At 72.7% G+C, this 14,889-nt stretch carries 9 protein-coding genes and 1 pseudogene; 6 read left to right on the top strand and 4 right to left on the bottom strand.

Going from position 1 to position 14,889, the window contains the following annotated elements; genetic code table 11:
* Positions 1 to 170: 170 nt before the first annotated feature.
* Both ACZ4IF_RS21140 and ACZ4IF_RS21145 read right to left on the bottom strand, forming a co-directional pair.
* Positions 171 to 779 carry a hemerythrin domain-containing protein gene (locus ACZ4IF_RS21140; protein ID WP_467564907.1) on the bottom strand — a complete coding sequence of 203 codons (609 nt, stop codon included), beginning with the start codon at positions 777 to 779 and terminating at the stop codon, positions 171 to 173.
* The gene (locus tag ACZ4IF_RS21145) at positions 776 to 2,389 is read right to left on the bottom strand and encodes an MFS transporter (RefSeq protein ID WP_467564909.1); all 1,614 of its coding nucleotides are present in this window, start codon (positions 2,387 to 2,389) and stop codon (positions 776 to 778) included. The genes ACZ4IF_RS21140 and ACZ4IF_RS21145 overlap by 4 nt, the downstream gene beginning before the upstream one ends.
* Before the next feature lie 470 nt (positions 2,390 to 2,859).
* Between ACZ4IF_RS21145 and sigJ the strand changes: the two genes are divergently transcribed.
* Entirely contained in the window at positions 2,860 to 3,765 is a 906-nt protein-coding gene (gene sigJ, locus ACZ4IF_RS21150; RefSeq protein ID WP_467565324.1) for an RNA polymerase sigma factor SigJ, read from the top strand.
* Complete coding sequence (gene qcrB, locus ACZ4IF_RS21155; protein ID WP_467564911.1) at positions 3,762 to 5,396, top strand: cytochrome bc1 complex cytochrome b subunit; 1,635 nt, start codon at positions 3,762 to 3,764, stop codon at positions 5,394 to 5,396. The genes sigJ and qcrB overlap by 4 nt, the downstream gene beginning before the upstream one ends.
* Here the strand turns inward: qcrB and ACZ4IF_RS21160 are convergent.
* Positions 5,307 to 8,399, bottom strand: coding sequence for a glycoside hydrolase family 2 TIM barrel-domain containing protein (locus tag ACZ4IF_RS21160; protein ID WP_467564913.1), 3,093 nt, complete (start codon positions 8,397 to 8,399; stop codon positions 5,307 to 5,309). The two genes, qcrB and ACZ4IF_RS21160, sit on opposite strands and share 90 nt — an antisense overlap.
* 253 nt (positions 8,400 to 8,652) lie before the next feature.
* On the opposite strand from ACZ4IF_RS21160, the gene ACZ4IF_RS21165 reads away from it, so the two are divergent.
* From ACZ4IF_RS21165 to ACZ4IF_RS21175, 3 genes are all read left to right on the top strand, one after another.
* Positions 8,653 to 11,061, top strand: coding sequence for a SpoIIE family protein phosphatase (locus tag ACZ4IF_RS21165; protein WP_467564915.1), 2,409 nt, complete (start codon positions 8,653 to 8,655; stop codon positions 11,059 to 11,061).
* Positions 11,062 to 11,211: 150 nt separating this feature from the next.
* Entirely contained in the window at positions 11,212 to 12,432 is a 1,221-nt protein-coding gene (locus ACZ4IF_RS21170) for an SLC13 family permease (RefSeq protein ID WP_359499136.1), read from the top strand.
* Positions 12,433 to 12,437: 5 nt separating this feature from the next.
* Complete coding sequence (locus tag ACZ4IF_RS21175; protein ID WP_359499134.1) at positions 12,438 to 12,926, top strand: universal stress protein; 489 nt, start codon at positions 12,438 to 12,440, stop codon at positions 12,924 to 12,926.
* Here ACZ4IF_RS21175 and ACZ4IF_RS21180 read toward each other — a convergent pair.
* Positions 12,895 to 13,977 carry an AraC family transcriptional regulator gene (locus tag ACZ4IF_RS21180; protein ID WP_467564916.1) on the bottom strand — a complete coding sequence of 361 codons (1,083 nt, stop codon included), beginning with the start codon at positions 13,975 to 13,977 and terminating at the stop codon, positions 12,895 to 12,897. The genes ACZ4IF_RS21175 and ACZ4IF_RS21180 overlap by 32 nt on opposite strands.
* A gap of 137 nt (positions 13,978 to 14,114) precedes the next feature.
* Here ACZ4IF_RS21180 and ACZ4IF_RS21185 point away from each other — a divergent pair.
* Positions 14,115 to 14,885: pseudogene (locus ACZ4IF_RS21185) on the top strand (phytanoyl-CoA dioxygenase family protein); the annotation flags it as partial.
* Positions 14,886 to 14,889 lie beyond the last annotated feature (4 nt).

The following is a 14,889-nucleotide window of genomic DNA, read 5'->3' on the forward strand; positions in this document are numbered from 1 at the left end:
CCGACGCACGCGGCCGCCCGGCACGCTGCGGCGGCACTGCGGACGCTCGGCGCGCGGACCGCGCCCCGCGGCGGCCGGTGGCCGGAGGGAGCCCACGTCCGTCCGGCCCCCGCCGGCTCGGGAGCCGGAGCCCGTCCGCACCCGTGGTACGCGGTCGGCACACCGCCCGGTCAGGTCTGCCACAGCCCGCGCCTGCGGTAACCGGCCTCCCAGAAAAGGCGGTTGAGGACACGCACCGGTGGCGGCATGGCGCCGAAGAAGGCGGCGCGGTCGGCGGGCGGGGCGCCGTCGACGATCCAGGGCACGAAGAGGGCAGCCCCGCGCAGACCTTGCGTCTCACGGATGCGCCCGGTGAAGGCGCTCCAGTCGGCGGGGGTCAGCACCTCCTGGACGAGAGGCAGAGCACTCCTCTCCTCGTGTGCCAGGTGATCGTCGAGGGTGATGGTCAACGCCCGGACGAGTTCCGGAAGTTCGTCCAGGTGGTCCCTCAGGGCAGCGTCCACGGCGGCGAGCTGCGGGTCCAGCCGGCCGTGCTCCGCCTCCATCTCCGCGAGGAGCGCGAGATCCTCGGGGCGTCCCTCGACCTTGCGCTGCACGCGCGGCCACAGGTCGCTGTCCTCGGCCGTGTGGTGGATGTGCAGCTGCTTCCTGAAGTTCTCCCAGCCGGCCCGGACCGGCGGCGAGAAGGCGGAGCCGTCCGCGGCCGCCTTGCCGAGCCGCTCCAGGTCGCGCCGGAAGGCGTCGTGGGCGGCGTACATCACGGTGAGGTCGATGGTCATGAGGTGGCTTCCTCCAGTTCGGGCTCGTACATGGGAAGGGCGTGCGGGTTGGCGGACGGCCCGCGATGCCGGCGTACGGCCAGGCAGGCGAGCGCACCGCTCAGCAGGACTCCGGCGGCGACCAGGAGGGCGGGGCCCATCGCGTCGACGAAGCCGTGGCCGAAGACCTGACCGCCGAGCGACCGCATGCGGTCGGCGACGTCGTGCGGCACACCGGACGGGGCAGCGGCCGACTGCCGGGCGCCGACGTCGGACTCCGCCCCGGAGAAGGCGGCGACGAAGCCGTCCCGGTAGGGCGCGGGGAGCTGTCCGGCGCGCCGGCGGGCCTGGTCGGTGAGCGAGGACGCGAGCTGCGCCTGGAGCACGGCGCCGACGACGGCGCCCGCGAGCACGGAACCCACCTGGCGCAGCGCGTTGTTGACGCCCGAGGCGGCTCCGGACAACCGGACCGGGACGTTGCGCATGACCTCCGTGGCCATCGGCGTGAAGGTGCAGCCGGCCCCCAGCCCGGCCAGGAGGAGCGGAAAGGCGACCGCCGTCCAGCCGGACCCGGCGTCCGCCACCGCCACGATCCACAGCAGCGCGGCGGCCCAGGCCAGCAGGCCGGCCATCAGGATGAACTTGCCGCCGATCCTGTCGGCGAGGACACCGGCGGGGCCTGCCGTCACGAACGAGCCGAGGGCCAGGGGCAGCAGCACGAGGCCGGACCTGAGCGCGCTGAAGCCCAGCACCGACTGGAGGTAGATCGTCAGCGGCAGGAACAACCCGATGACGCCGAAGGACACCGTGATGCCCACCAGGTTGACGAGCGTGAAATTGCGGTCCTTGAAGAGCGAGAACGGCACGAGGGGGTCACGGGTCTGTCGGCCGCGCTCGTGCAGCAGGAAGCCGGCGAAGAGCACCGCCGCCGCGCCGAACAGTGACCGGATCCAGCCGTTCCAGTCGTAGCGCTGTCCCTCCGTCAGGCCGAAGGCCAGACAGAACAGGGCACTTGAGGCGAGCAGCACGCCGGAGGTGTCGAAGCGATGGCGCACGGTGCGGCGGGAAGCGGGAAGGACCGCGGCGGCGAGGGCCAGGACGAGCACCCCGAGCGGCAGATTGACGAAGAAGATCCAACGCCAGTCGAGCCGGGTGATGAGCGCTCCCCCGATGATCGGTCCGAGCGCACCGGAGATTCCCGCGACGGCGCCCCAGACACCCATCGCGGCGCCCCGCCGGTCGGCCGGGAACACCTCCGTGATGATCGACAGGGTCTGTGGCATGAGCAGCGCCGCGCCCAGCCCCTGGACCGCGCGGAAGGCGATCAGTCGGGTGGGGTCCTGCGCGAGGCCGCAGGCCAGGCTGGCGAGCGTGAACACGGCGACGCCCGCCATGAACAGATTCCGCTTGCCGCGCAGATCGCCGAGCCGGCCCGCGGTGATCAGCAGGACGGCCAGCGCGAGGGTGTAGGCGTTGACGACCCACAGGATCTCGTCGAGGGAGGCGTCCAGGTCCTGGCCCATGTCGGGGATCGCGATGTTCACGATCGTCAGGTCGAGGAGGGTCATGAAGAACCCCAGGGAGAGCGTGACGAGGATCGCCCATGGGTTGCCGTGCCATTTCTTGAACACGATGTGTGTCTCCTTGTGCCGGAGCTGCGAACTCGCGTTCAAGAGGGCGCTCCCGCCGACGGGTGTGACGCCGGAGAAGCACCCTGAGACATACGTCACATCCGGCCCGTCGGGTGTCACATTCGGACCCCCTCCGCCCCTCGCAGTAGTGAGCACACCAAGGGAGGCGAGGCATGTCCGAGAGCCACCGAGCGGGGACCGGCGGCGTGGGTCCGGGCGCGGGTCGCGCGCCGGCCGGCGCCGTCGCAGGGGGGTCGCGTCCGCATGGCGCGTCACCCGGCGGCGCCGAAAGGCCCGGCGCGCCCGACTGGGCGTCCCTGGGCCGCCGTTCGGGGACGCTCCCGGAGGACGGGCCGCGCGGCACGAACGGCGGGGCGAGCGGCGCGCAGGACGGGGCGAGCGGCACGGACGACGGGGCGGGCGGCCCGAAGGGTGGGCCGAGCGGCGCGGACGGCGCGACGCGGGTCTTCGTGGACCACCGCGAGCTGCTGTTCGCGATCGTCTACAACATGCTCGGCAGCGTCGCCGACACCGAGGACGTGCTCCAGGAGACCTGGCTGTCCTGGCAGGGCCGCGCCGGGCGCTCCCCGCTGGGCGGGATCGCCAACCCGCGCGCCTACCTGGTCCGGATCGCCGTGAACCAGGCGCTCGCCCGGCGCGCCGCCATCACCCGCCGCCGGGAGACCTATGTGGGCCCCTGGCTGCCCGAGCCGCTGCTCGACGAGCCGGCCCCCGCCGGCGCCGCCGACGACCGGACCCTGCGCTCCGAGTCCGTGTCCCTGGCGATGCTCGTGGTGCTGGAGTCGCTGACCCCGCTGGAGCGCGCGGTCTTCGTCCTCAACGAGGTGTTCGGCTACGCGCACACCGAGATCGCCGGAGTCCTCGACCGCAGCCCCGCCGCGGTGCGCCAGCTCGCCCACCGGGCCCGGCAGCACGTGCACGCGCGCCGGCCGCTCTACCGGGCCCACCCCCGGGTGCGCCGGCAGGCGACGGAACGCTTCGTGGAGGCCGCGCTGGGCGGTGACATCACCGCGCTGATGGAGATCCTGGCGCCGGACGTCACGGTGTGGACGGACGGCGGTGGCAAGACCCCGCGGGCCGGGCTGCGGCCGGTCCACGGGCGGGACAAGGTGGCCCGGCTGTTCGCCGGTTACGCGACCCGCCGCGCGACCGGTCTCGACATCCGCTACCGGCGGGTCAACGGCGACGACTCCGCCGTGATCTTCGAGGGTGACTCCCCGTACGCCGTCATGGTCATGGACCTCGCGCCCGACGGCGAGCACGTCTGCGACGTCTACATCGTCACCAACCCCGAGAAGCTCGCGCACGTGCGCCGCGAGGAGGAGACGGACGCGCAGGAGGGCAGGCAGCCATGACGACCGGCGAACGGCACGAGGCGGTCACCCCTGCCCACGGCACCGCCGAGGGCCCCGACGCCGGGCCCGCGGCACGCCCGGCGGGCACGGCGTCGTCCGGCGAGCGGGTGGCCGACTGGTTCGACGGCCGGCTCGGCCTCCACGCCTTCGGCGCGAAGTACCTGCGCAAGGTCTTCCCGGACCACTGGTCCTTCCTGCTCGGCGAGATCTGCCTCTACAGCTTCGTCGTGCTGGTCCTGACCGGGGTGTACCTGACGCTGTTCTTCCACCCGTCGATGAACGAGGTGGTCTACCACGGCAGTTATGTGCCGCTGAACGGCATCCGCATGTCGGAGGCGTACGCGTCGACCCTCGACATCAGCTTCGACGTGCGCGGCGGGCTGCTGATCCGGCAGATCCACCACTGGGCGGCGCTGATCTTCCTGGCGGCGATGCTGACGCACATGATGCGGCACTTCTTCACGGGGTCGTTCCGCAGGCCCCGCGAGGTGAACTGGGTGTTCGGCTGGACGCTTCTGCTCCTCGGCATGTTCGAGGGGCTGTTCGGCTATTCGCTGCCGGACGACCTGCTGTCGGGGACCGGCATGCGGTTCGTGGACGGGGCGCTCCTGTCGGTGCCCGTCGTCGGCACGTATCTGTCGATGTTCCTCTTCGGCGGGGAGTTCCCGGGCCATGACATCGTGCCGCGCTTCTACTCGCTCCACGTGCTGGTGATCCCCGGCATCATGGCCGCGCTCGTGGTCGCGCACCTGATCCTGGTCGTGTACCACAAGCACACCCAGTTCGGTGGGCCGGGCAAGACCGAACGCAACGTCGTGGGAACGCCGTTCATGCCGGTGTACATGGCGAAGGCGGGCGGGTTCCTGTTCCTGGTGTCCGGTGTCATCACGCTGATCGCCGCGGTCGCCAGTATCAACCCGGTCTGGGCGTACGGCCCCTACCGCGCCGACCAGGTGTCGACGGGCGCCCAGCCCGACTGGTACCTGGGCTTCGCCGAGGGCCTGGTGCGGGTCATGCCGGGCTGGGAGATCACGCTGTGGGGCCACACCCTCGTCCTCGGCGTGCTCATCCCGATCGTCGTCTTCCCCCTGCTGCTGGTCCTCATCGGCGTCTACCCGTTCGTCGAGGCCCGGGTCACCGGGGACCGGCGCGAGCACCATCTGCTGGACCGGCCGCGCAACCGTCCGGTGCGCACCGCGCTGGGCGCCGCGTGGATCAGCCTCTATCTGGTCCTGCTCGCGGGCGGCGGAAACGACATCGTGGCGACGCGCTTCCACCTGTCGATCAACACCGTGACCTGGGCGGTGCGGATCGCCCTGTTGGTGGTGCCGGTCGTCGTCTTCGTCGTGACCCGGCGCATCTGTCTGGGCCTTCGGCTGCGGGACCGTGAACTGGTCGCGCACGGCCGTGCGACAGGGGTCGTCAGACGCCTGCCGCACGGCGAGTACGTCGAGGTCCACCGGCCCCTCGACCGTGCCGAACTCCACACGCTGACCGAGCACGAGCGACGCGGGCTGCCGCCCGCTCACCCGGCCGGCCCGTCAGGCGGCGGGGACCTCCAGGCGGCTGATCCTGATCGCGCCGTCGGCCGCCCCCGGGTGGCCGCCGGTCATGAGGAGACGCAGCCGTGAGCCGCGCACCGCGTCGAAGGTGATCACGGTCGGGGCGTCGGACGTGGTGGCCCGGTCGAGGACCGCCCCCTTCACGGGCACGTACCGCTCGCCGTCCCACACGGAGACCTCGACGGAGGCGGGCTGGGCATGTGCCGCGTCGACGGTGAAGGACACCTCGACGCGGTCGACGGTGCGCGGGCGCGCCCAGGTGACCGAGACCCAGTCCTCGGCGCGGGGCCCGTCGAAGGCGGGCAGCAGGGCCGTCGCCGACTTGTGGAAGGCGTTGGACCACCCGGTGCCGGCGTCGCCGTCGAGCATGGCGGCGGGCAGGGTGTCGGGGCGGCCCGAGTAACTGGCGTCCGCGTAGGGATAGTTCGGGGCCGCCGGGTGGTCGGGCCCGAAGACCGGCGCCGGAGTGGTCGCTCGCGACCCGGCCCGGGTGGTGCGCACGCTCGTGGTCGCCCTGCGCAGGCCCTCCGCCCGGGCCGTCACCTTCAGGGTGCCCGTCTTCGTCCCGGACCGGACGATGGCGAGCGCCTTGCCGTGGAAGGCGGTGCGGGTTGCGGCCTGGTAGCGCTCGGCGCTCTCCTGCCGGCCGTTGTCGAGTCCGGCGACCGAGCCGCCGTCGACGTCGAAGGCGATCCGGTGCTCCGCGTCGGGCACGAGAACGCCGTGGGCGTCGACGACCTCCGCGGTCACGAACACGAGGGAGCGCCCGTCGGCGGGCAGCGACATGCGGTCCGGGGTGAGGCGTAGCGCGTGGGGGGCTCCCGCGGTGCGCAGGACGTCCGTCGCGACCACCTTGCCCCCGCGGCGGGCGACCGCCTTCAACTCGCCCGGCTCGTAGGCGACCTTCCAGGTGAGGTGAAGCTTGCCCGCGCTGCCGTTGGGGCTGGTGTAGCTGCCGGGGTAGGGGCCGTCGGTGAAGGTCTTGTCGTCGCCGGTCGCCTCGGTGGTCTCCAGGTACGTGCGGCCGTCGGTGGTCTTCTTGGTGTCGAACCGGCGTGTGCCGAGGGACTTGCCGTTGAGGAGGAGTTCGACGGTGTCGACGTTCGCGTAGGCCCACACCTCGACCGTGTCGCCCGGCGCATGGTTCCACGTCATGGGCAGCAGATGGACCATGGGCTCGGTCGTCCACTGGCTCCTGAACAGGTGGTACATGTCCTTGGGGAAGCCCGCCGTGTCGACGGCGCCGAAGAAGGAGGCCTTCACCGGGAAGACGTCGTACGGGGTGGGCTCGCCGATGTAGTCGATGCCCGACCACAGGAACTCGCCCGCGAACCACTTGCGGTCCCGGTCCTTCTTGTGGCCGTACTCGCCGCTCATCGTCCAGGAGGCGAGGTTGTTGTCGTACGAGGAGGTGGCCCGTCGGCCCGGGGTGTGGTTCTCCCCGGTGTTGAGGTGCTCGGGTTCCTGGTAGGCGCCCCGGGTCGAGGTCTCGGAGGACGACTCGGACTCGAAGAGGAACAGGTGCGGGTAGGCGGCGTGCAGGTCGTCGACCGACTTGGCGGTGTTGTAGTTGAGGCCGAGCCCGTCGAGCTTGGCGAGCATGAGGTCGGCAGCCGAACCCTTCGCCGGCGGGCGGCGGTACTTGTCCGAGCCGATCACCAGCGGCCGGGTGTCGTCGGCGGCCCTGACGGCGGCGATGATCCGGTCGGCCATGGCGAGTCCGGCCGTGGAGGTCGAGTCGGGGATCTCGTTGCCGATGGACCACAGGACCACGGCGGGTGAGTTGCGGGCGGCGAGGACCATCTCGGTGGCGTCCTTCTCGCACCACTCGTCGAAGAACCGCCCGTAGTCGTACTTCGTCTTCCCGGTGCGCCAGCAGTCGAAGGCCTCCACCATCATCACGATCCCCAGTTCCTCGCAGACCTGGATCATCTGCGGGGAGGGCGGATTGTGGGAGGTCCGGAAGGCGTTGACGCCCATCGACTTCATGACGGTCATCTGGCGGCGCACCGCGTCGAGGCTCACGGCCGCGCCGAGAGCGCCCTGGTCGTGGTGGAGGTCGACGCCCTTGATCTTGGCGTGGGTGCCGTTGAGGTGGAAGCCCTCGTCCGGGTCGAAGCGGAAGGACCGGATGCCGAAGGGGGTGCGGCAGGTGTCGACGGTCGTGCCGCCGGTGCGCAGTTCGGTCTCCAGCGTGTAGCGGTGCTGCGGCGTCGCGAAGTCCCACAACCTGGGTGCGGACACGGAGAGTTCGTGGGTCTCGTCGGCCTGGTCGGTGATGGTCGCCGTGGTGGTCGTCCGGGCGGCCGTCCGGCCGTCGGGGTCGAGGATCCGGGAGATCACCTGGACCTCGGCAGGGGCGCCCGACGCGTTGACGACGGTCGTCCGCACCCGTACGAGCGCCCGCTCCTTCGTGATCTCCGGTGTGGTGACGTGGGTGCCCCACCGCTGGACGTGCACCGGCTCGGTGACGACCAGGCGTGCGTCGCGGTAGATGCCGCTGCCCGAGTACCAGCGGCTGCTGGGGAGTTGGTTCTGCACCTTCACGGCGATGACGTTCGGGGTCCTGCCGTCCGTGTGCAGCAGGCCGGTGAGGTCGAGGGCGAAGCCCGTGTAGCCGTAGGGGTGTCGGCCGACCTCGGTGCCGTTGCAGTACACGTAGGAGTCCATGTACACGCCGTCGAACTCCACGGACACCCGCTTGCCGGCGTACGCGGGCGGCAGGGTGAACGTGGTGCGGTACCAGCCGAGACCGCCGGGGAAGAATCCCGTCCCGCTGGTGGTGCCGTGCTCGGTGGTGGGGGTCTGCTCGATGCTCCAGTCGTGCGGTACGGCCACCTCGCGCCACGCCGAGTCGTCGTAGCCCGGCCGCGCGGCGTCCGCGTAGGCACCGGTGGGGTCGGTGACGCCGCCCGGGTCGACCAGCGCGAAACGCCAGCCGTCGCGCAGTTCGACGGTGTGCCGCCCCGGGGTGTGCCCGGCCGCGGCCCGGGCTTCGGCGGCGCCCGTGAGTGCGCCGGCCGCGGGCACGGCCGTGCCCGCGATCAATACCGCTCTTCGTGTGACCGTCATGGCGGCTCTCCCTCATCAAGACCCAGAAGTCATCACAACTGATCGTGAACAAACAGATTCTGACGAGGCGACACACGCGGCCGTCAAGGGTGCGGAAGTCACTTCCGACCCACCGAACACATCCGCCGGAAATCCGCCCTCCGGATGTCGTCCCGTCGGCCCGTGTTCAGGGGTGCGCAGGGCGCCCACGCACTAGGCTGGAACCCGAGTGACGCGCTTGTTCACTGTGAGTGTGCGCAATGGAGTGGCGACGATGAGCCCGGTCCACCACCTCGACGAGGCAGCCACGGCACGGGCGGTCATCGACGAGCACGGAACCCTGATCCACTGGAGTGAGGGGGCCCGCCGTCTGCTGGGGTACGCGCCCGACGAGGTCGAGGGCCGCCCCGCGACGGCCCTGCTGGACCACGCCGTCGCCGCCGCACCGTCACAACCCGCCGGCCACCGCTGGAGCGGCACCCTCCCGCTGCGCCACCGGGACGGCCACGTCCTGCCGGTCTGGCTGCTGGCGCACCGTCGCGACGAGGGCGACGGCTGGGTCGTCGTCACCCCCCTCACGGGCCGGGAACCGCCGCCCCGGGACGACCCGCTGATCCGGGCGGTCCTCTCCCAGTCGCCCTGCGCCACGGCCGTCTACGACATACGACTCCGGCTGCTCGGGATCAACGACGCGATGGCCGGGGTGCTCGGCCTCGTGGAGGACCGCATCCGGGGTCTGCGGGTCTCCGAGATCGGCGGCGAGCGAGCCGGCGAGCGGCTGGAGGAGGACATGTACGACGTCCTCGTCTCCGGACGGGGCCGTGACGTGGAGACCACCATGCGGACGGGCGGCGAGGGCCGCCCGCATGCCTGGCTGGCCCGGATGGCCCCGCTCACCGACGCCGACGGACGGGTGCGTGGCGTCTGTGTGGCCGCGCACGACTTCACCGAGCAGTACAAGGCCCGCGAGCGGCTGCAACTGGTCAACGAGGCGAGCGTGCGCATCGGCACCACCCTCGACGTCACCCGGACGGCCCAGGAGCTCGCCGACGTCTGTGTGCCCGTGCTCGCGGACTTCGTCCGCGTCGACCTGCTCGATCCCCCGGAACCGGGCACCGAGCCGCAGTCCGGCCGCCCGACCGCTCCGGTCGCCCTGCGCCGGGCCGCCCACCAGTCGGTGCTCCCCGGCTCCCCCGAGGCGCTCGTCAAGCCCGGTGACGTCGACGTCTACCCCGCGTCCTCGCCCCAGGCGGACGCCGTGGTCACCGGCCGGACGGTCGTCACCGCGGACGTCGCGACGGCGTTGCGGACCTGGCTCACCGAGGACGAACGGCGCGGACGACGCGTCGCCGAGTACGGCATCCACGCCACGATGGCGGTGCCCATCCGGGCCCGCGGCCAGACGCTCGGCGTGGCCGTCCTGACCCGCTACCGGCGGCCCGACCCCTTCACCCCGGACGACGCCCTGCTCGCCGAGGAGGTCACCGCCAGGGCCGCCGTCTGCATCGACAACGCACGCCGGTTCTCCCGCGAGCGCGAGACCGCCCTCGCCCTGCAACGCAGCCTGCTGCCGCAGTCGCTGCCGCGCACCGCGGCCGTCGACGCGGCCTCGCGCTACCTTCCCGCGGCGCGCGCCGGGGTCGGCGGCGACTGGTTCGACGTGATCCCGCTGTCCGGGATGCGGGTCGCCATGGTCGTCGGCGACATCGTCGGCAACGGCATCCAGGCCTCGGCGACCATGGGGCGGCTGCGCACGGCCGTCCGCACGCTCGCCGACATCGACCTGGCCCCCGACGAACTGCTCACGCATCTGGACGACCTGGTCGTCCGGCTGTCCGTGGAGGCCGGGGCCGAGGGCGTCACCGGCGAGATGGGCGCCACCTGTCTGTACGCCGTGTACGACCCGGTCTCCCGGCGGTGCACGCTCGCCCGCGCCGGACATCCGCCGCCCGTCATCCTCCGTCCCGGCGGCTCGCCCCACCTCGTCGACCTCCCCGCCGGGCCGCCGCTCGGGCTGGGCGGCCTGCCCTTCGAGGCGGTGGAACTCGACCTGCCCGAGGGCACGGTGCTCGCCCTGTACACCGACGGGCTGATCGAGGACCGCGACCGGGACCTCGACGCCGGGCGGCGTCTGCTGTTCCGGGCCCTGGAGCAGCCGTCGCAGTCCTTGGACGAGGCGTGCCACGCGATCCTCCAGTCCCTGCTGCCCGTCGGCGGCGCCCCGGACGACGTGGCCCTGCTGCTCGCGCGCACGCGCGGCCTGGCCGCTTCCCAGGTGGCCACCTGGGACATCCCGGCGGACCCCGCCCTCGTCGCCCCGATCCGCAAGCAGGTCGTCGAGCAACTGGACCACTGGGGGCTGAGCGAAGTGACGTTCACCGCCGAGCTGGTGGTCAGCGAACTCGTCACCAACGCCATCCGGTACGGGGAGCCGCCCATCCGGCTGCGCCTCATCCACGACCCCGACACGCTCATCTGCGAGGTCTCCGACGGCAGCCACACCGCGCCGCATCTGCGCCGGGCGAAGATCTTCGACGAGGGGGGCCGCGGGCTGCTGCTCGTCGCCCAGCTCACGCAGCGCTGGGGCAGTCGGCACACGCCGGAGGGCAAGACCATCTGGGCGGAGCTGACGCTGCTCGGCGAGGAACGACGGCCGCAGCGAGGCGGGTCACCGGGCGTTTGATGTGATGGTGGGGCGCCACGACCATCCTCGGAGGACCGAACTCTGAACAGCCCGCTCGGCCCGGGCGGCCCCGCCGCCGTCGGCACCCCGCTCGCCCAGACCCTCTCCGCCCCCCTCGGCAGCCCGTTCGCCGAGGCGCTCTCCGTCACCCTGCTCGTCGTCGTCCTCGTCTGCGCGGTGGTCCGGCCGTTCGGCTGGCCCGAGGCGGTGGTGGCGGTGCCGGCCGCAGCACTGGTGGTCGTCACGGGCGCGATCCCCCTGGACCACGTCCGCGCCGAGGCCGCGCATCTCGGGCCGGTGATCGGCTTCCTGGCGGCGGTCCTCGTGCTGGCCCGGTTCTGCGACGACGAGGGCCTCTTCCGGGCCTGCGGCGCCTGGATGGCGCGCTGGGCGAAGGCCCGCCCGGGGCGGTTGCTGACCGCCGTCTTCGCGCTCGCCTCCGCCATCACGGCCGTGCTCAGTCTCGACGCGACCATCGTGCTGCTCACCCCGGTCGTGTTCGCGACGGCCGCCCGGATGGGAGCCCGCCCCAAGCCGCACGTGTACGCCTGCACCCATCTGTCGAACACGGCCTCGCTGCTCCTGCCGGTCTCCAACCTCACCAATCTGCTCGCGTTCACCACCAGCGGCCTCAGCTTCACCCGGTTCGCCGCGCTGATGGTCCTTCCCTGGCTGGTCGCGATCGGCGCCGAGTACGTGGTCTTCCGGCGCTTCTTCGCCCACGACCTGGGCGCGGCGGCACCCGAGCCGAGTGCCGAGGAGCCGCCGGAGATCCCCCTGTTCGCCCTGGTCACCGTGGGCTGCACACTGGCGGGCTTCGTCGCCGCCTCCGCTCTCGGCATCGACCCGGCGTGGTCCGCGGCGGCGGGTGCGCTGGTGCTGGCCGGGCGCGCGCTCGCGCGGCGCCGGGCCGGACCGCTGACCGTCGTGAAGGCCGCGGCGCCGTCGTTCCTCGCCTTCGTCCTCGCCCTGGGCGTCGTCGTCCGGGCGGTCGTCGACAACGGGCTGGCCGACGCGCTGGGGCGGCTCCTGCCGGACGGCAGCGACCTGCCCGCCCTGCTCGGCATCGCCGCGCTCGCCGCCGTGCTGGCCAACCTGATCAACAATCTGCCCGCGGTCCTCGTCCTGCTGCCGCTGACCGCGGCGTCCGGCCCCGGCGCCGTGCTGGCCGTCCTCCTCGGCGTCAACATCGGGCCGAACCTGACCTATGCGGGTTCCCTCGCGACGCTGTTGTGGCGGCGTATCGTGCACCAGCACGAACACGGCGTCGATCTCAAGGAGTTCACCCGGCTGGGTCTGATCGCCGTGCCCGCGGCGCTGGTCCCCGCCGTACTGGCACTGTGGTTGTCTCTCCAGGTCATCGGGGGCTGATGAGCATGCGTGTGGTCGTCTGGCTGGTCGAAGGGACGTGGCCGGCGTGCGTGGACGCCGTGCCCGAGCACGTGCCCGGCGACGCCGAGGTGGTCCTGCTGCACGTCTCGGAACCCGACGTGCCCGGTCTGGCGCACGGCGCGTTCGCCGGACTGCTCGGCCGCGCGCGCTCCGAGCCCGACCCGGGCGACCGGATGGAGACGCTGGGCACCACCTCGGCCGCGCGGCTGCTCGACGCGGCGGCACGGCGGCTGGACCGTCCGGCCACGAAGCTGGAACGCGCCGGGCGCGCCGAACGGGAGGTCGTGGCCGCCGCCGAGGGCGCCGACCTGCTGGTACTGGCCCGTGACGGGGACCGCGCGCACCTCGGTCCGCGCAGTCTGGGACCGGCCGGGCGGTTCGTCGTCGACCACGCGCCCTGCCCGGTGCTGCTGGTGTGGCCCGAATCTCCGCCGGACGTCGCTACGTTGCCGCCGCCTCCCCCGCACCCATGACCGTCGCGTTCCGGTAGGCGCCGGGTGGCATGCCGTAGCGCTGCCGGAAGACACGGTTGAAGTGGAAGGCGCTGGTGAAGCCGGAGGCCGCGGCCACTCGTCCCACGGGCAGTTCGGTGGCTTCGAGGAGCCGGGCCGCGTGCAGCAGCCGCGCGTCGCGCAGCGCCCGCATCGGGGACCGGCCGAGCTGCTCCGTGAACAGGTGCGCGAAGCGGGACGGTGAGAGGGAGACCGCCGCGGCCAACGACCGTACGGTGTGCGGCAGGCCCGGATCTGCGGCGATCAGGGACTCGGCGTGCCGGATCCGTGCGTCGACGCCGGGGCCGCGGCGCTCGGCCCGCGCGGTGGCGAGCAGCACGATCTCCTCCAGCGAACAGAGCGTCAGCTCCCGGGCGGCGGTGCCGTGCGCCACCGCGACCGCGCCGGGGGCCGGCCGCACCGGACCGGGTGGCGGGCCGGCCCCCGTCCAGCGGGCGTCGGAGTACATCCGCCGGAAAGCGGTCTCGATACGGCTCCGGCGCGGACCGATGCCTGTCGCGTCCGGCTCACGGGGTCCCCTGACGTCGGTGACGGGGCCACCGGTGTGCGTGCCGCCCGCGCACGGCCCGCCGCATTCCGTACCGCCGACGTCCGACCCGTACGTGTCCGGGCCACCGGGTCCCGGGCCGCCGGGTCCCATGTCGTCCGTCTCCGGTCCGACCGCGTACAGCCCGTCGGTGAGCGCGTACGGCCGCAGCCGGGCCACCCAGGCGGGGCGGGCCTGGCAGTGCGCCCACCAGAACGCCCAGTGCCCGGCGCCCGGTTCGACGGCGTAGCGGTGTGCGGTGCCGGGTCCGAGCACCACCAGGTCCCCCGCACCGGCCACGGTCCGGGCCGCGCCCTGTTCGAGCAGACCGTGTCCGCCGGTGGTCCAGGTGAACAGCCAGCTGTCCGAGCCGCGCGGGCGGTTGACGCGGTAGCCGGGGCGCTGGTCGAAGCGTCCGATCGTCACCAGGCCGGGCGGCGGCGACGGAGCGGCAGCCCCGGACAACTCGTCAGCACGCACAGGCATCCTCCGGTGGGGCGCACCGGCCTAGCGTGAAGCACCTGGCACACCGGAGGGAAGGGGCGGTCGCATGGCAGTCGGGGACAACAGCGGGGTACGGCGTTCCGCGAAGGCTTCCGGGCCGCGGCGGTGGGGGGGCCGAGTTCGCGGAGCGGGGTTTCGTGCTGGAGCGCGGCCTGTTCACCCCCGCCGAGATCGACGAACTGTGCGCCGAGTTCACCGCGCTGCACGCCGCGGGACCGGTCCCGGGTCATTTCGAACCCCGTGGCGTCGAGGGCGACGGCCCGGCCGACCCGCTGCACACCCATCCCCGCGTCATGCACCCGCACCGCATCAGCGCCCTGGCGCTGCGCCTCCTGCTCGACCCCCGGCTGCGCGAGGTGCTGGAGTCCCTGCTGGGCGAGGAGGTCCTGGCCGCGCAGAGCATGTTCTACTTCAAGCCGCCCGGTGCCCGCGGCCAGGCGCTGCATCAGGACAACTTCTATCTGCGGGTCGAGCCGGGCACCTGTGTGGCGGCCTGGATCGCCTGTGACGCGATCGACCGCGCGAACGGCGGTCTGGAGGTCGTGCCGGGCACACACCGCATGGACCTGTTCTGTCCCGAGGAGGCGGACCCCGAGGTGTCCTTCGCGCGCGAGTACGTCGCGCCGCCGCCCGGCCTCGCCCCCGTACCCGTCGACATGGCCCCCGGCGACGTGCTGTTCTTCAACGGCAGCCTCGTGCACGGTTCCGGCCCCAACCGCAGCGCCGACCGGTTCCGCCGCTCCTTCATCGGCCACTACGCGGGTCGCTCGGCGCAACGCATCGGACGCTACTACCGGACGCTGACGATGGGCGGTTCCCCCGTCGTCCTGCCGGAGAGCGAGGGCGCGGGGCCCTGCGGCACCGAGTTCGCGCCGGCCGGCCCGCACTGACCGG

This window comes from Streptomyces sp. NPDC025784, from assembly GCF_055558435.1.